The sequence below is a fragment of the Paragemmobacter kunshanensis genome (assembly GCF_011059185.1).
GTDB classification, from domain to species: domain Bacteria; phylum Pseudomonadota; class Alphaproteobacteria; order Rhodobacterales; family Rhodobacteraceae; genus Paragemmobacter; species Paragemmobacter kunshanensis.
Genome location: NZ_JAALFE010000025.1, coordinates 1 through 17,700, shown reverse-complemented (window position 1 = coordinate 17,700; position 17,700 = coordinate 1). Strand labels below are relative to the sequence as shown.

The 17,700-nt window shown below is 67.5% G+C and carries 21 protein-coding genes; 4 read left to right on the top strand and 17 right to left on the bottom strand.

Annotated features, from left to right (window positions below):
* Positions 1-8: 8 nt before the first annotated feature.
* The 13 genes from G5V65_RS18545 to G5V65_RS18485 all read right to left on the bottom strand — a co-directional run bounded on the left by G5V65_RS18545 (position 9) and on the right by G5V65_RS18485 (position 12,484).
* The gene (locus G5V65_RS18545; protein WP_165053154.1) at positions 9-4,010 is read right to left on the bottom strand and encodes a baseplate multidomain protein megatron; all 4,002 of its coding nucleotides are present in this window, start codon (positions 4,008-4,010) and stop codon (positions 9-11) included.
* A 9-nt stretch (positions 4,011-4,019) separates the two neighbouring features.
* Positions 4,020-4,451, bottom strand: coding sequence for an NlpC/P60 family protein (locus tag G5V65_RS18540; RefSeq protein ID WP_206526877.1), 432 nt, complete (start codon positions 4,449-4,451; stop codon positions 4,020-4,022).
* Positions 4,451-5,335 (bottom strand): baseplate hub domain-containing protein, encoded by an 885-nt coding sequence (locus G5V65_RS18535; protein WP_165053148.1) that lies wholly within the window; start codon positions 5,333-5,335, stop codon positions 4,451-4,453. Before G5V65_RS18535 ends, G5V65_RS18540 begins: the two co-directional genes overlap by 1 nt.
* On the bottom strand, positions 5,332-5,541 hold the full coding sequence (locus G5V65_RS18530; protein ID WP_165053145.1) for a hypothetical protein: 210 nt from the start codon (positions 5,539-5,541) through the stop codon (positions 5,332-5,334). Before G5V65_RS18530 ends, G5V65_RS18535 begins: the two co-directional genes overlap by 4 nt.
* Complete coding sequence (locus G5V65_RS18525; RefSeq protein ID WP_165053142.1) at positions 5,538-6,188, bottom strand: lysozyme; 651 nt, start codon at positions 6,186-6,188, stop codon at positions 5,538-5,540. Before G5V65_RS18525 ends, G5V65_RS18530 begins: the two co-directional genes overlap by 4 nt.
* 21 nt (positions 6,189-6,209) lie before the next feature.
* Positions 6,210-6,500 (bottom strand): hypothetical protein, encoded by a 291-nt coding sequence (locus tag G5V65_RS18520; RefSeq protein WP_165053139.1) that lies wholly within the window; start codon positions 6,498-6,500, stop codon positions 6,210-6,212.
* A 12-nt stretch (positions 6,501-6,512) separates the two neighbouring features.
* Entirely contained in the window at positions 6,513-7,139 is a 627-nt protein-coding gene (locus tag G5V65_RS18515) for a DUF2460 domain-containing protein (protein WP_161768675.1), read from the bottom strand.
* Between the two features lie 9 nt (positions 7,140-7,148).
* Positions 7,149-9,611, bottom strand: a complete 2,463-nt coding sequence (locus tag G5V65_RS18510) for a phage tail tape measure C-terminal domain-containing protein (RefSeq protein ID WP_165053136.1) — start codon at positions 9,609-9,611, stop codon at positions 7,149-7,151.
* A gap of 22 nt (positions 9,612-9,633) precedes the next feature.
* Entirely contained in the window at positions 9,634-9,789 is a 156-nt protein-coding gene (locus G5V65_RS18505) for a DUF7697 family protein (protein ID WP_449301106.1), read from the bottom strand.
* Positions 9,790-9,860: 71 nt separating this feature from the next.
* Entirely contained in the window at positions 9,861-10,298 is a 438-nt protein-coding gene (locus tag G5V65_RS18500) for a hypothetical protein (protein ID WP_165053133.1), read from the bottom strand.
* 11 nt (positions 10,299-10,309) lie between these two features.
* Positions 10,310-11,248 (bottom strand): phage tail tube protein, encoded by a 939-nt coding sequence (locus G5V65_RS18495; protein ID WP_165053130.1) that lies wholly within the window; start codon positions 11,246-11,248, stop codon positions 10,310-10,312.
* A 24-nt stretch (positions 11,249-11,272) separates the two neighbouring features.
* A complete protein-coding gene (locus tag G5V65_RS18490) occupies positions 11,273-11,692 on the bottom strand; it encodes an acyl-CoA transferase (RefSeq protein ID WP_165053128.1) in 420 nt (139 codons plus the stop codon).
* 159 nt (positions 11,693-11,851) lie between these two features.
* On the bottom strand, positions 11,852-12,484 hold the full coding sequence (locus G5V65_RS18485; RefSeq protein ID WP_241250644.1) for a LysE family translocator: 633 nt from the start codon (positions 12,482-12,484) through the stop codon (positions 11,852-11,854).
* A gap of 74 nt (positions 12,485-12,558) precedes the next feature.
* Here G5V65_RS18485 and G5V65_RS18480 point away from each other — a divergent pair, with 74 nt between their 5' ends.
* A complete protein-coding gene (locus G5V65_RS18480) occupies positions 12,559-13,173 on the top strand; it encodes a CGNR zinc finger domain-containing protein (protein WP_165053125.1) in 615 nt (204 codons plus the stop codon).
* Positions 13,166-14,074, top strand: a complete 909-nt coding sequence (locus G5V65_RS18475; protein WP_165053122.1) for a DMT family transporter — start codon at positions 13,166-13,168, stop codon at positions 14,072-14,074. The genes G5V65_RS18480 and G5V65_RS18475 overlap by 8 nt, the downstream gene beginning before the upstream one ends.
* Here the strand turns inward: G5V65_RS18475 and G5V65_RS18470 are convergent, their stop codons facing one another.
* Both G5V65_RS18470 and G5V65_RS18465 read right to left on the bottom strand, forming a co-directional pair.
* Entirely contained in the window at positions 14,075-14,710 is a 636-nt protein-coding gene (locus G5V65_RS18470; RefSeq protein ID WP_165053204.1) for a DUF6441 family protein, read from the bottom strand.
* A 5-nt stretch (positions 14,711-14,715) separates the two neighbouring features.
* Positions 14,716-15,030, bottom strand: coding sequence for a head-tail joining protein (locus G5V65_RS18465; protein WP_165053120.1), 315 nt, complete (start codon positions 15,028-15,030; stop codon positions 14,716-14,718).
* A 58-nt stretch (positions 15,031-15,088) separates the two neighbouring features.
* On the opposite strand from G5V65_RS18465, the gene G5V65_RS18460 reads away from it, so the two are divergent.
* Together G5V65_RS18460 and G5V65_RS18455 are read left to right on the top strand one after the other, a co-directional pair.
* Complete coding sequence (locus tag G5V65_RS18460; RefSeq protein WP_165053117.1) at positions 15,089-15,469, top strand: antitoxin Xre/MbcA/ParS toxin-binding domain-containing protein; 381 nt, start codon at positions 15,089-15,091, stop codon at positions 15,467-15,469.
* Complete coding sequence (locus tag G5V65_RS18455; protein WP_165053115.1) at positions 15,429-16,205, top strand: RES family NAD+ phosphorylase; 777 nt, start codon at positions 15,429-15,431, stop codon at positions 16,203-16,205. Before G5V65_RS18460 ends, G5V65_RS18455 begins: the two co-directional genes overlap by 41 nt.
* A 7-nt stretch (positions 16,206-16,212) precedes the next feature.
* Here G5V65_RS18455 and G5V65_RS18450 read toward each other — a convergent pair whose 3' ends face one another.
* The gene (locus tag G5V65_RS18450; protein WP_165053113.1) at positions 16,213-17,226 is read right to left on the bottom strand and encodes a major capsid protein; all 1,014 of its coding nucleotides are present in this window, start codon (positions 17,224-17,226) and stop codon (positions 16,213-16,215) included.
* A 24-nt stretch (positions 17,227-17,250) separates the two neighbouring features.
* Complete coding sequence (locus tag G5V65_RS18445) at positions 17,251-17,622, bottom strand: head decoration protein (RefSeq protein ID WP_165053111.1); 372 nt, start codon at positions 17,620-17,622, stop codon at positions 17,251-17,253.
* Positions 17,623-17,700: the final 78 nt, after the last annotated feature.

Here is a 17,700-nt window from a genome sequence, read left to right as displayed (position 1 = left end):
AAATCCCGTCAGAACTGGAGGGTCACGGCCGCAGGCGTGCCACGGCCGAGGCGGTTCGAAAGCTGGTAGATGCGGATCGCCAGCGTTTGGCCGGGGCCGAGCGGTGCGCCCCAATCGGCTGTCTGCTGGGCGGCGGTGTAGAGTACGGATGTCGTGCTGCTGGTCAGTGTGCGCTTGATCGATGCCCCGTCGAGGATCTGGACGTCATAGCTTTCCAGGTCTTCGGCCAGCGGCACTTCGACCTGTTCCCAGGCATCCGCGACCAGCGCCCGCGATCGCCGCGTCCAGCGGATCGTCAGATCGCCCGAGCTACGAGCCGTTCGCCATGGCTGCTCGACATGGACCGTGGCGAAGGGAACAAGCCCCCGGCCAGTGGGGGTTAAGCCCAGCGCGGCATAGCTCGCGTCACTGACCGCCCGGGCGGCCGGGCCGACACGCCAGTTCCACGGCAGTCCGAGATCGGCCTCCGCGATGGGTAGCGAGGCCAGCGTCGTGTCAAGCACCACGACCCGCGCGCCAGCCGGTGCCGGGTTGCCGATGGCATGTTCCGTCCCGCGCTGGCCGCGCAAGAGGCGGGTCAGTCGGTAGCGGCCAGCGGCGATCAGTTCGGCTTGGCCAGCCTGGACGATCTCCCAGACCCCGACCTCCATCTCCACGGCCAGCGCATTCGCCCCGCCGAACAGGGCAACGTCGGTCACACTCTCCAGCGTTCCCGACAGGAGATCGACGACCAGCGCGTTGCCCAGATCGAAGCGGGAGGTAGGGCCCGGAAAGAAGTCGAAAGCCAAGGTGCCGATCCGCGCCCGACTGCCGAAGGTGGTGAGCAGATTGAACCCATCCGTCGAGGCGCTGCGGAAGACCGCGATCTCGCCCGGCCAGGGGCTGGCATGGGCTGCAATCAGGGGGCGATGGGCGGGCTGATCCTCGGTGATCTGCGGAAGGTCCAGCATCACCACCTCGGGCGTGCCGAAGACGACGGGGCTGGAGAGCGAGGCGGGACGTGGATCACCGGGCGGGAGATCATAGGCGGCCCGGTCCTGGCGGACAGCCTCGATCCCGCGCGCCTCGGCATCTGCGACCGAGACGAGACGGAATTCCACCTCGCGTCCGTCATGGGCGAGCCGGATCACGTCGGCTGGGTCCAGCGCCAACCGCGAGGGCGGCAGGCGGAAGGTTGCGCTTTCCCGGCCGATCCAGGCTTCCATCAGCGCGCGGCGGCAGCGGCGTTCGGCCTCCTCGGGCGGGATTGCCATGGGGAAGGATTCGGAGGCGATGCGCGTGGTATCGACGGTGATGCGGCGTGCCTCGACGAGCGCCGCATCGTAATCTTCGTCGGCGCGTGCGACCTGCCACTTCAGCGCCTGCGGCAGTTCAGTCTCCTGGCCACGGGTCAGCTCGAATGCCTCGCCTTCACGGCTTGCGACCAGATCGTCGATGGCCAGTGTGGCGACCGAGGCGCGGCCGCGCATCACGAAGCGGATCACGCCTTCGGTCTCGATGGCATCGAACCCGAAATGTCGGGCCAGCGTGGAAATCGACGCGCGGGGGCTTTCCAGCGCCCCGATGACATAGCCCTCGACCGCGCCCCAGAGGCCAGAGACGTCGATCAACGCCTCATCGAGCCCAGCGCGCAAGCAGAGGTGGCGCACAAGGGCCGCCAGCGACACCGCGCCCAGCCGCCCGGTCAGCCAGTGGCCAAGCCGCCAGTTCGGCCCGTCCGTCCAGACGCCGGTGAGTTCCGGAAAGAACGGATAGGGTCGCGCGTCCCAGGTCCAGGCAGCGCATTCGGGGACATGGACCATCCGGCCGCCGTAGACGGATGAGGTCGGGTTGTTCGCGCCCTGACCCCACCAGAGATAGCTGGCCTCGAGATAGGCGCGCTGGATCGCGTCATCCCGCCAGCCGCGCGAGAAGTAGGGCGTGAAGCTCTCCGACGACTTCGGGTCGAAGAAGACGTTTGGCTGGTTCGTGCCCCGGTCGATGGCGGGACAGCCGAGTTCCGTGAACCAAACGGGCTTCGACTGCGGCACCCATGCGGTGGACGTTCCACTCTCCACCCCGCCCGGCCGGTTGAAATGCGGGTTCGACCACCAGGCGCGCAGATCCTTGTAGCGGAAGACCCATGGCTTGCCTGCAGCGCCATCCGTGATCGGCGTCCGGATCTGGGCCGACCGGTCGGCCGCGCTGGCATAGAACCAGTCGAAGCCTTCACCACCCGCGATGTTCGCCTGCAGGTAGCCGCGATCATGGATCGCGGGCCAACCTTGCAGGGCGTCGGCATGGTCGAACCCGTCGCGCCAATCCGAGAGCGGCATGTAGTTGTCGATGCCGATGAAATCGATGTTGGCATCCGACCAGAGCGGGTCGAGGTGGAAGAACACGTCGCCACTGCCGTCGCCCGGCTGGTGGCCAAAATACTCCGACCAGTCGGAGGCGTAGCCCACCTTGGTGCCCGGCCCGAGGATCGTCTTCACGGCCGCTGCCAGCGCCTTGAAAGCCGTCACGGCCGGATAGGCGCTGGCGCTAGAGCGGATCGTCGTCAGGCCCCGCATCTCGGTGCCGATGAGGAAGGCATCGACACCGCCCGCGACCGCGCAGAGATGCGCGTAGTGCAGGATCATCCGGCGCAGGCCCCAATCGCCGGATGGGCCGATCCAGTTGACCGCGTCGCCAGAGATCGCGAACTGCGCCGGGGTGGCCGCACCGAAGAAGCTGGAGACCTGCGTTGCGGCGGCGGCGGTCTTGTCGGCCGTCCCGGCATAGCCTGCCGCTGGGGAACAGGTGATCCGGCCGCGCCAGGGGAAGCTGGGCTGGCCGGGCGTGGCGGCGTTGGCGCTGTAGGGGTTCGGCAGGGTATTGCCGGGCGGGACGTCCATCAGCATGAAGGGATAGAAGGTCACCCGCAGCCCGCGCGCCTTCATCTCGCGGATCGCCTGCACCACCGCGAAATCGGCAGGCGTGCCGCCATAGACTGGCCGGTCTTCAGCATCGCGGCTGACCAGATGCGCATTCGCCCGTGCCACGCCATTCACGGACCAGACCTTCGGGCTGGTAACCTTTGCCGCCACTTCGACGCCGGGCTTGATCGTGCAGTTCCCCGCGCGCAGGTCATCGCCGAACCAGGCGACGACCAGGCTGACGCTCTCCACAGCCGGGGCCATGGCTTGCAGGCGGTCCAGCGCCACGACGATGTCGGCCTCGTCGGGCAGCGCGTTGAGGTTCTCGGCCGAGGTCGTGCCGCCGGTGGTCTGGCCGAACACCGTGGTCGTGGCGCCCACCGTCTTGCGGACAGCCTCGGTCGCATAGGTGAACTCGCCTGAGGCGGGGATCATCGTCACCGCCGTCACGAGCCCCTCGGCCGTGTCAGGGTCGGCAAGTGGCCGAAAGACCTCGAACGAAAGCTGCGGCAGGCGGTTGCCGTAGCTCGCAAGCGGCAGTTCCTCGAAGACGACATAGGCCGTGCCGCGATAGGCCGGGGTGTTGGCCGCCCCCATCTTGGCCGCAATGAAGGGATCGGCCCCTTGGGTCTCGTTCCCAGGATACCAGCGCATGGGTAGATCGCCGGTCATGTCGAGCGGCTTGCCATCGGCCCAGATGCGGCCGATGCCGGTGATCGGGCCTTCACACAAGGCGACTGCAAAGCTGGCGTAGTACAGATACTCGGTCGTCTGGACCCTGCCACCGCCACCGCCCTTGCCGCCGCCTTGCGTGGTGGTCTTGGTCTCCTCGCGGAAATCGGTCGCCCAGATGATATTGCCGCCGATCCGCATGCGGCCGTAGAGGCGCGGGATGATCGCCCCCTCGGTCGCGGACGTGATCCGCAAGCTGTCGAGGCGCTGGCCCTCGATCTTCTGCGCGGGCGCCAGCGAGGACACGATCCAGCTGTCCACCACCGAACCGATGGTCGAGCCGATGAAGCCACCGATGGCAGCGCCAGAAAAGCCGAGGATCGCGCCGCCAAAAGCCCCGCCGATGGCGGAGCCGACAGCGCCGAGGACAAGGGTGGCCATGTGGAAAACTCAGCGTGCAGGGAACAGAAAGGCGAAAGCGATGCGGCGTCGCCATGCGGGCGTCAGCGGTTCCTCGATCACGCCCAGCCGCTCATAGGCGTGTAGGAAGGTGTCGGGGCCGGTCAGGATCCCGACATGCTTGGCGATGGCGCGAGGCATCATGCGGAACAGGATCAGCGCGCCAGGCGGCGCATCGGCCGGTGCGATCTCGGGCATCATCGCCCGCGCCCCATCGGCCAGAACCTCGCGCGTGCCGGTCTCGCCCCAATCGCGGCTGTAGGGCGGGATCGGGAAGGGCTCCGGGCCAACGACCTCGCGCCAGACACCGCGCGCGATGCCGAGGCAGTCGCAGCCGACCCCGCGCAGACTGGCTTGGTCGTGATAGGGCGTGCCAAGCCAGGAGCGCGCGACGGCGATGACAAGGGCGGGATTGGCAGTCATCACAACACCGCCCCCTCGTGCCCGCCGTCCTTCGTCGCGTAGCGCAGGACTGCGTCCTGACCCGGGATGTGGGGGAAACCCCGGAAGTTGGCAACATTGGCAAATTTCGTCCCGCAGGTCGCGATCCGCTTGTCGCAGCCCGCCCGGACCACGAAGGCATCCGTCGCCGTGATCGGCCGTACTGGGGCTTCCAGAAGGGTCAGGATGGCGACGCCGTCGACGAGGTCATGCGACAGCACTTCAACCCGCCGCCCGGCATTCGCGCCGGTCGACCATTCGACAAGGCCGAAGGTGAACCAGCCCGCCGCGAAGGTGCCGAGTCCGGATGCTGTGAAGGCCCGATCCCGCAGCACATCGATGACGGTTCCGCTGCCCTTGAAGGCCGGGGCCTCGAGGTTCACGCCGCAGCGCGGATCGCCCAGCGCGGCGTCGCAGCTGGCCTGGAAAGTTCGCCCGACGGTCTGCCCGAGAACATGGGCAAGGCTTCGCACCTCTGCCACGAAGGCCAACCGCCCGCGCCGGATCTGGCCGATGGCCCCGCGCCGCAAGAGCACGCGCTGCGCCGGGGCCGACCAGTTCACCCGCCAGACCTCGACCGCTGCATTATCCCATCGGCCATCGAGGATGTCGGTCTCGGTGATCCGGTCCGACGACAGCACGCCTTGCGCGTCCTGCGCATCGACCGACAGGTCCGACCCTGAGCGCACCTCGGACGCCGTCAGCCCGCTTTCCGGTTCGAACTCGGTGCCGTCGAAGGTGAGCTTCAGGTCGTGGTCGGTGAAACCGAAGGTCACGCCATCGGCACGGGTGATGCGCCAGCACCACGCGAGCGTCGTCGTGCCTTCGTCCAGATGCGCCTGCAGCGCGGGCGGTAGCGACTTCACTTCCGCCCCCAGCCGCGCCAGAGCGCGATCGAGGCCAGCGCCGAGGAAACGACGCCACCTGCAGCGCCGGTCAGGGCGTAGAGGTTGAAGGGCCTCAGGTCGAAGGTTCCGGTCGCCAGGTCGAAATCCGCGAGCCCCGCCATGGCGAGGCCGGAAGCGACGAGACAGGCGAGATAGACGAGGCCGCGTGCGAGGGTCCAGTTCATGTCGTTTCCTTTCCGGTGAAGAAGCTGGCGAGCTGCTGCCACCAGCTGGGCGTGGTGGCGGGTTGGGCGGGTGGCGGCATCAGCGTGCCGGTCGGGCGCAGCAAGGCGAGCGCCTCGGCCTCGCTGAGCCGCCGGATCGGCCGCGAGAAATCCACCCTGCCGTTGCGGTCGACCGGCCAGACCGGGATGGTGCCGGTCGGATAGATACCTTTCGCGAAGAGATCGCGCTCCGCCTCGCGGCGGGACCGGATGGCGGCGGGCTTGAGCCAGCCCATGAAGGCCGCTGCGGCTGCTGCGCGGTTCCCCGCATTCAGGTGCCGCGTCAGCGCGGCCTTGGCGATGCCGCCGGTGTTGTAGTGGAAGCTGACCAGCGCATCGAATTCGTGGGGTTCCAGCGGCACCTTCACGGCGCGCAGCACGTCGGCTTCGTAAGCCGCGAGGTCGGCGCGAAAGAGCCGGAATGCCTCGCGGATCCCGGCTTGCGTGTCGGCGGGCATGCCGCGCTGCATTCGCGCCGGATTGGGCGGACCAGCAGCGGCGGTGTGGCCGATGCCGAAGGTCCAGACGTCCTTCACGTCGAGATAGGGTCCGGGCACGACGCCTTCGTGCCGGATCAAGGCAAGAAGCCCCCGGTCAGTGGTCTGCATGGCGATGGTCCTTTGGGGAAATCATGGGGCGTCGTGTCGACGTTCGAGTGCGGCGGTCAGCGCCTCGATCCGGGCGAGGATGTTGGCAATCCGCTCGTCGATGACCGCGATGCGGCGGTCGGCCTCCACCACCTGGTTGTGGTAGAGGGGCGAGGTGGAGAGCAGTTCGGCCACCCGCGCCTCGAGCGAGGTCAGGCGGGTGTTCTGCGTGCCCGCCCACCAGATCGCGGCCCCGCCCTGCGCCGACAGCGCGAGGGCAAGGCTCAGGTAAGCGGCCAGTGCGCCCATGCGCACGGTCGTGGGTTCCGACATGGGATCGGTCCTTCAGAGGCGGAGTTCGATGAGGGGGATCGAGGTGATCGAGCCCAGGCGTTCGAGGTCGAGGGTGACGTCGAGGGCGTCGGTGTCGAAGCGGACGGGGACGTCGAATTCGAAGCCCGCGGTGATGGCCACGCCCAGGGCCGGGGCGGTGGTGAAGGTGACGAGGCCGGTTGCGGTGGAGACCGACCAGCCGGAAGCCTGCGGCGTGCCGTTCAGGGCGATGGTCACGGTCCCGGCGACGGGCTTGCTGATGGCGCGCGTCCAGGACTGCGCGCCGGAGGTGTAGCGTTTGGCCAGCTGAAAGGTGTTCGTACTGCCGTTGCCGGTGCCGATGGGGTGATCGGTTGACGCCGGGGTCTGCGACGGCAGGCAGGACTTGAAATCGGCCCAGTCCTTGAAGCGGAAACCGTGGAGGCGGCCGTTGCGGGCCTCGAAGAAGGCGACGACTGCCGCCAGATCGTCGGCGCGGCGGATACCATAGGCGACGTCGTAGCGGCGGCGCGAGTTGGCCCAGCTCGCGTTGCGCTCCTCGGCACCGCTTGCCAGTTCGACGATCTGCGTGCGCCGTTCCGGGCCACCGCGCGCGCCTCGGCTGATGTTGTCCGGAAAGCGGACCTCGTGAAACGCCATGGCTGATCCTCACATGCCGCGCCGCCCCAGCGACACGGCGCGGGCGATGTCGCTGGCGACCTGTGTCCGGGACTGGCGGAAGCTCTCGGCGTCGCGGGCGTTGATCGTGACATTGACGGTCGAGACGCCCGCCTGGCCGTACCCCGCCGCCTCGCGCCGGGAGAGAACCCGCTCCCCACGTTGCAGGATCGCGGGCACCTCATCGGGCCGCAGCCCGGCCCAACCGCCGCTGTGCATGCGCGGCGCATGGGCGAAGGCCAGCGCCGGGACCATCCGGCCGGGGCCAGCGGCACCGACAATGCCGCCCGCATGCAGGATGTTGGCGAAGATCCCGCCCGCCCCACCCATGGCGCCGGAAAGGGCATTGGCGATCGGACCGAGGATGAAGCGGCGGGCCGCGAGCTTCGCCAGATCGGCGATCATCGAGGTGACCAGATCCCGGAAGTCGAGCTTGCCGGTCTTCACGAAGTCGCCGATGGCGTTCTCGGCGCTCTGGAAGGCCCCGACCAGCGCGCTGCCGACGTCCCCGCCAATGTCGCGCGCCTTCGCGGCGTAGTCGGCGAGTGCGGCGGTGACGGCTTGCCAGCCCGTGAGGGCGGTGTCCGCGCCTTCGGCTGCAGCCGCCCCCGCGTCGCGTGCAGCGCCGCCAGCACCCTCGGCGGCGGTGGCGGTGTCATTAAGCCCGGCCGTGAGGGCACCGGCAGAAGCGGCTGCATCGGCGAGTGCGGTCTCGGCTTCGGTCCCCGTGCCGGTCACCGCATCCTTCAGCGCCTGCCAGCTGGCGAGCGGCCGACCGGCGGCATCGGCTAGCATCCCGGCCGCTTCGCGGTATCCGTCGACACGGGCGCGGGCATCGTCGGCCATCGCGCCAAGCCCGAGATCGGGTGGCTCGAGATAGGTCCGCGACAGCGCAGCCGAGAAGGCATCGGCGGCGGCTGCACCGGCTGCGGTCGCGGCTCCCTCGAAGGGATTGCCGATGCGGCCCAGTTCCACCGGATCGAGGATGCCGATCCGCACCCCGCCCTCGCCGGTGGCCCATTCCGGCAACAGCGCCAGCGCCGCGTTCAGGGTCTCGATGAAGCTGTTGATGCGGGTGACGACGCCGTTCAGCATCGCCTCGACGCCGGAGATCAGCCCGTTGGCGGCCTGGAAGGCGAAATCGCCGATGGCGCCGGGCAAGCTGCCCCAGATCGCCACGGCGGCGTCATAGGCCCCCTGGAAGATCGCGGCCGTTCGGTCGCCAAAGCTGACAACGCCTGCGATCGTGCCTTCCAGCGCCGAGAGACCGGCCGCCTTCAGGCCCTCCCATCCGGCCGCCATTCGCGCCAGCGCCGCATCCAGCGACAGGCCGATGCGGGACCAGACCTCGCGGGCCAGATCGCCGAGGAGGCGAAACGCCTCGCCCACGCCGCCGACCCGAGTGATCAGCTGCGAGAACTGGTAGACCAATTCGCCCGCGCCGACGATCAGCGCGCCGATGCCGGTGCGGATCAGGGCGCCGCGCAGGAAGACCAGAGCGGTGGCGAGGCCGCGCACGGACAGAGCAGCGGCCGCCATACCAGCGACCCAGCGCCCCGCCATGACAGCGGCGAAAGTGGCGGCATAGGACGCCAGACGCCCGAGGTTGCCGATCAGCGTGTCGATAGCCGACCGCAGGATGCCACCGTCTGACGCGAGGGCGACGAAGGCATTGGCCAGTGCCTCGATGGTCGGAGCGACGGCGACGGCGATGCGGTTCCGAAGGCCGTCGAAGACCAGCGAGACTGTGCCCAGCGCAAGTTGCGTACGGCGCAAGGCTTCGAGGGCATCACTGTCCAGAACCGTCCCAAGGTCGGAGGCTTGGTCACCCAGACGGGCCATCTCGGCCCCGCCGTTGCGCAGCAGCGGCAGCAGGCGTGTGGCGTCCGAGGCCATGGCCTCCAGATAGAAGGTCATCTCCTGCTGGCTGAGCCCTGCGCGTTCCAGCGTGTCGACGTAGAGCTGCAGGGCTTCCGGCCCCGACAGACGGGCGAATTGATCGGCCGTCACACCCACGCGCGGGGCGACATTCTCGAAGAAATCCGCCATCGGTCCGCCGCCCGTCTGCAGGAAATCCCCGACCCGGTCGTTCACGTCCTTCAGGATGTCAGCCAGCTTCTCCTGCTCGATGCCCACCGTGCGTGCCCCGGCCGACCAGCGCTGCAGCGCCTCGGGCGTGGCATTGGCGACCTGCGCGAACTGCCGGATCTGGGCAGCGCTCTCGGCGGTGGATCGGACGATCAGGCCGAGCGAGGCCGTGGCAGCAGCAGCAGCGGCCCCGAGGGCAAGCCCGGCACGGCGTGCGAAAGCAGCAAGCCGGGTGTTTGCCAGTTCCATCTCGCGTGACAGACGTCCGAGGCCCTTTGCCCCGGCCTCGCCCACCCCTTCCAGTTCGGCGCGCACTTGGCGGCCGCCCACGGCGGCGAGCCGGACGGAGACGCGTTTCTCGGCCATGGGATCGGGGCTCCAGATGGGTTCAGTCGCGGTTCGCTGCGATCTGTTCGTTGACGCGGCGGACCATCACCGCCTCTAGGGCGGGCAGCAGTTCGGCGATGGCGGGCAGGGAAATGCCGAGGGCCGCGCCCAGTGCCAGCGCCGCGCCCATGTCCCAACCGATCACCGCGCTGGGGATGACGCGAATCTGGCCACCAAGGCGCTGTGCCAGGTCCCAGACCTGCGCGCCCTCTAGCGTCAGCGGCCGGTTCAGCCGTGCGGGGCAGTCGGGACAGGGTCCTGCGCAGGCCGTGCAGTAGCCTTCGCCCCCGCCGAAGGACCAGTCGGCAAGGGCGCAGAGCCGTTTTTTTCCGCGTCCAGCAACAGCGCCTTGGCAACGTAGTGGGTCTGGAACGCCTCGAAGGCAGGCCAGAGGTCGAGGAGCGCGTCGATGGCCTCGGGGCTCGGATCGATGGGATTGCCATCGGCATCGCCGATCCCTTCCCATTCGAGGATCGCACGCCGCGCCAGCGACTTCGCCATGGCAAGCGCGGCTTCCTCGGTCGCAGCCCCCTCGGACAGATCGGCAATCGCCGGATCGCCGCGCGCCGAGACCATCAGCGCGGTGGTGAGCGGGCGGAGCCGGACGCGCACGCCGGGGATGAGGTCGCACCATTGCGGCGCGTTGATGAGATCGAGGGTCAGCATGGCTTGCCTTCTCAATAGGTTGCGACAGTGTTGACGAGGACGGCGGTGCACATGCGGGCGGGGCTGACAGCCTTGGCGGCCTGCCAGTCGAAGGTCGCCTGGATGCCCTGGGGCCCGGGAATCTCGATCCGGGGGCGCGGTAGGTAGACGGCATGGGCGGTGAAGGTGAAGCTCGCGTTGGCGCCGAGGCTCCAGGCGAAGACCAGCTCGCAAGGCGTGCCGTCGATGGCCTGCGTGATCAGCGTGCTGTCGGCGAAACGCACCTCCACCCGGCCGGTAAGCGCGGCCATGCCGGGGTCGGCCCCCTCGATGCGCCCGTCCGAGCGGATGGTCTCGATCCGGTCGAGGCCGTTGGAATAGGTGACCTCGGCCGAGATGACGTTGCCGAGTGGCGAGCCGTTCCGGGTGATCGCCCCGTTGAAATGGCCGAACCGCTGCAGCGAAAGCGAGGTGGGCGTGCCCGCGGCCGTTGTGGCGGCGACGTTCTCGCCCTGCGCCACAAGCCGGGCGGTCGCGGTCAGCAGCCCCGACCGCGCCATCTGCCAAGAGAGCTGGTCGCAGACGCAGCCGGTATACATCGCATAGCGCGGCACCTCGGGCATCGCTGTCTCGACGGCGATGCTCGGCAGCGTCCAGTTGCCCGACTGGTAGGTATGCGTCTTGGGCGTCGTGCCGGTGGTCGTCGGCTGACCGAAGGCCGCCTTCAGCCAGAGGCCGAAGTTCTCGACGTCGATCGGCACGACGACATCGCCATCCGCGGTGACCGCGTCCTTGATCGGGGCCAGAGGATCGCGCCCCTGGCCCAGCAGTTCCGAGGCGATCAGCGGTTGCTCGGAGCCGAGCGTGGTGCTGGCGAAGGGCACCGTGCGATAGCCCGAGGCGGGCGCTGTGCCATAGACGGTCTCGAACGCAAGCGCCATCTGCGCCCGCGCCCCATGGGCTCGTGCCATCGTAGTCTCCTGTGGTGAAGGGGGTCAGCCGAGTGGATCGGCCGTGGAATAGTGCAGGATTACAGGGATCACGGCGGCTTTCAGGCTGGCAGCGCCTTCGACTGCCAGATCGACCGGACGCGGCGCTTCCGCCTCGACCCAGTCGCAGAGGCCGCCCAGCGTGCGGTCCGCGGCAAGCGCCGCGCCGACACTTGCGCAGAGCGTGTCGAAGGCGGCGTCACGGGCCGCACCCTGGACGACCGCCTCGATCTCGGCCCGGTGCTGGTAGTGATAGCGCAGCGGCGAGAGCGTGACCTCGGGCTCGCCCGGCTCGCCGTCGCGCAGGATCAGGAGGCCGGAGCTTGGCACGCGCTCGGGCAGAACATCACCGCGCAGGGTGGTGGCGGGCAACGCCGAGAGCCGCGCGTGCAGCGTTGCGAGGATGGTTTCGCGGGGGGTGGCCATTTCAAGTCACTAAGGCTCATTGGACTGAACGCATGGGGGCTCGGCGCCCGAGTTGCTAGTCTCTGCGGTACTTATGGGCTTACTTCGTCAGCGGCACACGACCTTCGGCTCGGCCCCGGGATTGCCGTGCTGGATCGAATGTCAGTTCGCGAGGCGAAACTAAATCTTGGACAAGGCCAACCGCGCTGCAAGTGCGATCAGTAGAGCACCGAGCGTGCGATCCAGAGCCTTCGCCAAACCCGGGCTACTACGCAGCGGAGTCGTCAGCGTGCTGCCAAGCAAAACAAGGGGCGGCTCGATTACGGCCGCGACAACTATGATGAGGACCCCATGTAGGAGGAGTTGTGCCCAGACCGGGCCAGCACCTGGCACGACGAATTGAGGAAGAAACGCGAGGAAAAAGATTGCGACCTTGGGATTGAGCAGGTCCACAAGAACCCCCTGCCAGTATATTCGGCCAAAGCTCGAGCCAACCGGTGCCGCTTCGTTGATGAACGTCCCGCCGGCATGGCGAATGGCCTGAATGCCAATCCAGAGCAGATAGGCAACCCCAATCCATTTCACGACAGAGAATGCCAGGGCTGAAGTTGCGATGATCGCGGACAACCCCGAGACAGCCAGCACAACGTGACCGAGCGCGCCGGTCCAGATGCCCAGCATTGCCGCCGTTCCCGCCCTGGCCCCACCCTTGACTGTGTGACCGAGGATGAACGCCATGTCGGGCCCCGGCGCAAGATTCAAGAAAACAGCGGTCGCCAGGAAGGTCGCCCAGTGCGCGAGATCGTAGTGCAATCGTAAGCCTCTTGCTTGTTCGAATGTAACCTTATAAATACCTTTATACGGTTTCACAAGGGGAGAGCCGCTCCATGGACCGATGGTTGGACAGCCACTTCGTGGGCAACCACCCCGCGCTGGATTTCGTCAACACGCTGTCTCATCGCGTTGATCCGAGTTTGTGCGAAGATCGGATGGTGACGGTGGAAGACCTTCGAAGCTGGGCAGAGCGCGCGGGACTGCGTCCCGCCACGAAGGTCGTCCAAATCGAGGGCCAAGATCACGGGGCGCGGCTCGTGCTGGACGCTCGGGTCCTTAGAGAGGCGGCCCATGAGGCTTTGCTTGCCAGAGTTCGGAAACAGGATCCCTCGGTGAGTGCGATCATTGCGATCGTGGAGCAAGTTAAGAGCATACGGAAAGGCATTTCCTTCGCTTCACCTTCCGACATCGCATCCTGCTCCGCGACTATTGAGTCAGATGAAAGCCTGCTGGGCGTCATTGCGCTCCAGATACTTGATGCCTTGTTCCGGTTACCTGTGGAGCGACTTGGGGCCTGTCCGGCTTGCGGCTGGATGTTTCTTGATGTCACACGTGGCGGCCGACGGCGCTGGTGCAGCATGGCCACCTGTGGCAATCGCGCAAAGGTGCGTCGCCATCAGGGGCAGTCCGACAACCCGTCGTCTGCTCGAAGTGACGACCATGGCTGATCGCACCCTTCTTGGCTATCTCGCCGCGGCTGGTGCCATCTCCATCTATGCAGGAATGTTTACAGTTGGACGCGCCGGTTCCGCAGCCGGTCTCGACGGTTATGACCAGACTGCGCTGCGCTTTCTCGTCTCGACCATCCTTGTGTTGCCCTTTGGAATGTTCACGCTGAAGGAAATCCTCGGCAGGATCGGCCTTCGCCGCTCCATCATGCTCGCGCTGCTGAACGGGGCGACCTATAGCGCGGTCTTCTTGGGAGGTTTGACCTTTGCCCCCGTTGCTTATGGTGCAGCGCTCGTACCCGGGCTGCAACCTTTCGTTGTCATGTTGCTTGCCTTCATGGTCGAGGGCAGGAAGCCACCTCGCTCGGTGTTGTCCGGAAACTTGGTCTGCATCTGCGGACTTGCCGTTGTTTTCTTGGACCAAAGCGGCACTTGGCGAACGAGTGACCTTATCGGTATCGCCCTATTTCTCTGCTCCGCAGCCATGTGGGGAAGTTATGCTTACTTCGTTCGCCATTGGAATGTACCCGCAAGAACCGCCCTCGTGATACTGGGCTCGATCTCACCGGTGCTATTCCTGCCAGCTTATCTCTGGTTCCGAGGCCTTGGCATTCTCGATGGCGATTCCACGGCGATCGCACTGCAGATCGTCTATCAGGGGGGGCTAGTGGGGATCGTGGCTGTGTTCTTGTATCCTTTTGCAATCTCAGTCCTTGGGAGTAGCCAAGTGGCCGCTCTGTCGCCTGCAATGCCGGCCCTTGCAACTCTCATCGGCGCCGTCGTTATCGGCGAGGTTCCAACGACACTTCAATGGACGAGCATTGTCATCGTCACATTGGGTCTGGCGATCAGTCAAATCGGCACACATCTTCTGCCAGCGCGTAGGTCGAAAACGCCATGACTAGGACGCACTCGACAACGATGCCCAGTTCGCCACGATCAGGGCCGGCACCGCATCATGCACCCGCTCTGCGTCCCGCGCCAGGTCCAGCCGTTTCGGCAGCTTGACCTGTGGCACCAGCAGGAAGATCGGGGCAGTCACGAGGCCCCGGCCAGTCTTCGACCGTGACGCCACTGCACGGCCTTTCGTGTCCAGCCGCCCCTCGTCCACCAGCAGGCTTGGGCCCAGACGGCGATAGACGAACCGCAGGCGCATGCCGGTGCGGCGCTCCCACTCGCCTGGGGTGATACGCCCGCCGCGCAGGGACTTTCCTGCCGCGGGCGTGGGGATCGCCAGCCAGAAGCCGTTCTTCGAGCGGATCAGCGGGCCGGTATCGTGCGCGCCGACGATGACCGGGGCGTTGGACCAGACCACGGCCGCCGCGTTAAGGCTGGGCGTGGCCTTGGGGAACTGCTCCGACCGTATGGTGCGGGCCAGCCGGGGCCCAAGGCCCGCGCCGGTGATCTGCAGCCGCCAAGCGGCCTTCAGCCCGGTTCCGGCCTCGCGGATCGCGGCCGAGACAGCCCGCTCCCCCGCCGCGACCTCGGTCGCCATCATCGCGACGATGTCGGGATCGACGTCGAGCTTCAGCTTCATCGCGGTCATGCCGGGCGCAGGTCGACGGTCCAGACCAGCCGCTCGCGGTCGCGGACGGGTTCTCCCTGGATGAGGAAGGCGTCGCCCTCGATCTTGATGCGGTCACCAGGGCGCGGGTTAGGCGCCTCGGCCACGCGCAGGTCGATCCGGGTGGTCTCGGACCAGAGGCGGGTATCGCCGAAGTCGGTGACGGCATCGGCACGCCGGGCGACGATGCGCACCAGGATCGGCGCGCCGCCCTCGGCGATGTAGACCGCGTCCCGGCCGATGTTCGGATCGGCGAAGAGTGCCGCAAGCGCGGCGGAGAAGGCGTCCGGCATGTTTTCTCTTTCCTCAGAAAGGAAGTGATACTATGTTTTCCTCAGACAGGAGAAAGTCATGACCCTTTCCCATCAGATCGCCCGAAACCCCGAAGCCGGTGCCGTGCTGACCAAGGCCGCGCTGCGGGCGGCAGACCGGCTTGGCCTTTCGGGCCGGCAACTGGCCGACATCGTCGGCGTCTCCGAGGCAACCGTCTCGCGCTGGAAACGGGGCGACAGCCTGCTTGAGCCGGGCTCGAAGCCCTTCGAGCTTGCGGCCCTTCTTGTGCGGACCTTCCGCTCGCTCGACGCGATCACCGGGGGCGACGAGGCGGTGGCGCGACGCTGGCTGGCCGCCCCCAACACGGCGCTCGCGGCGCGGCCCGTGGAGCGGATGACGCAGGTGCAGGGGCTTGTCGATGTCACGACCTATCTGGACGCAAGACGCGCTCCGCTCTGAGGCGCGGCCCTACGCGGGCCCGGCATGGCGGTTCGTCGAGGCCCAGCATCGGGTCTCGACCCTGAAGCTTGTCGACAGCCTCGCCGAACAGGCGGCGCTTGAGGAGATCCTCGAGGCCACGAAGCCGCCCCTGCCGGAGGACTGCCGCGCGCTCGATTATCTGCTGGCCACGCCCTTCCGGTATCGCCCCTATCCGGCGGGTTCGCGGTTCCGCCGGGCGGGACTGACACCGGGCGTCTGGTACGGGGCCGAGGCGCCCGAGACGGCGGCGGCCGAAATGGTGTTCTACCGCTTCCTGTTCTACGCCGAGAGCCCGGAGACGCCCTTTCCCGACGATGCGGCCGACTACACCGCCTTCTCGGCAGAGGTCGCAACGCCCGTGGCGGTCGACCTGACGGCCGGGGCACTGGCCACCGATCAGGCTGTCTGGACCCACCTCACAGAATACGCGGCCTGCCAGGATCTGGCCGAGGAGGCCCGCGCGATCGGTGCAGAGGTGATCCGCTACGCCTCTGTCCGCGATCCTGCCCGGGGTGCGAACCTTGCCGTGCTGACCTGCCGGGCCTTTGCCGCCCCACAGCCGGTCGAGCGTCAGACATGGCGCATCCGGATCGGCCCCACCGGCGCGCAGGCGCTGCGCGAGCATCCGCGCCTCGGGATCGAGTTCCCGAAGGACAGCTTCGCCCCGGATCCACGCCTTGCCGGCATGATCTGGGACCGCCCCCGCGCCCGGTAGGCCGTCATCACGTCCGCCGCGCCGAACGCAGCACCTGCGGGCGGGTGCAGATCGGCAGCGGGTTGCTCTCGATCTCGAGGCGCACCCATTCATCCCTGTCACGGTCCGGGATCATACGCGCATAAAGCGGCAAGCCGAGCGTGTTGACCGTCTCGAAGGTGTCGGCCGGAGCGAAGTAGATCTCGAAGAGGCCCTCGACCCCCTCGGGATAGAAGTAGGCCTTGTCGGTCGGCACGCCAAAGCCGAGGCCGCCCCGGTAGCGGCGGAAGGTGATGCCGCCGAAGCTGACCTCCTCGCCCACGCGGCCGCGAAGGTCGGCGGCGGCTGCGGTGTTGAGATAGGTCTCGCGCACCTCCTTGTGGGCGACCAGATCGGCGAAGAATGCCGAACCGCATTCGGCGCGCAGCTGGACCTGACCGGCGGCCAGCCCGCCAAGGCTGTCCTCGACGCTTTCGATCAGCGCCTGGCAGCGCTTGCGCAGCGCACCCGACGCGGGGCTCGCGTTGTCGAGGTCGAAGTCGACCTCGGTGGCAGGCGTGATGCCGAACTCTGTGAAGTAGTTGACCACCGTCGCCCCGTCCTTCGGGTCCTTCACCACGCCCTGAATGCCGTTGAAGAGGTGGAACTCGAAGGTGGCCTCGGCGTCGTTCCGGAGCCGGCCGAGCTTGCGGGCCACCTCGGTCTGCACCTGCTGGGTCGCGGTTTCCGATCCGTGGTCGCGGATGCCCTGAATCTCGGAGGCCCAGAGCACATCCTGTTTCTTGAACTGGCGCACGACGAAGGCGCGCATCTCGCGGCGTTCCGGCACCTGGCTCTCGTAGGCCGAGCCGCGTTCGGAGAACGGGATCAGCTGCAGCGTGCCGTCCCGGCTCTCGATGACCACGGTGCGCGCACGCACGCCGCGGGGCCCGAAGAGGTTCGCGCCCGAGAGGATCGCGGGCTTGAAGGGGATGTTCTCCAGCGCGCGGGTCAGTTCGATGATCGAGAAGGCATCGCCTTCGAAGATGTCCATGGTCGCCATGGGGATGTCCTTTCGATGAAGAGTTCAGCGCAGCAGGATGCCAAGCGCGGCCAGCGCCGCGGTGGCGGCGGCGATCTGCGGTTCCGTCGCGCCCGTGGGCCAGATGAGGTCATTGCGGTTGACGATGGCCGGGCCGCGCAGAACCACGACGGCAGCGGCATCGGCGGCCGTTGCGTCAGCGTGGCCCCACAGGATCCCGGCGGCGTTCTGGCTGCCATTCGACGCGGCGGGGGCAAGCTGGGTGAATTTTCCGCCCGTGGTGATCTTGCCCAGCACCGTGCCGGGGTCGAGCTTGCCCGCGCCGGAGGTGAGGGTGACGGTGTCACGGGTGTAGTCGCGCGACGCTTCCCAGACGAGGAAGCCGCCCGCGTGTCTGCCTTCGGTCAGCGTGGTCATGGAAGATCATCCTTTCAGCTTGAAGGTGCGGGCGATCACGTCGCCCCAGGGACGGGCGATGGGAGTAGGCCCGGGTTG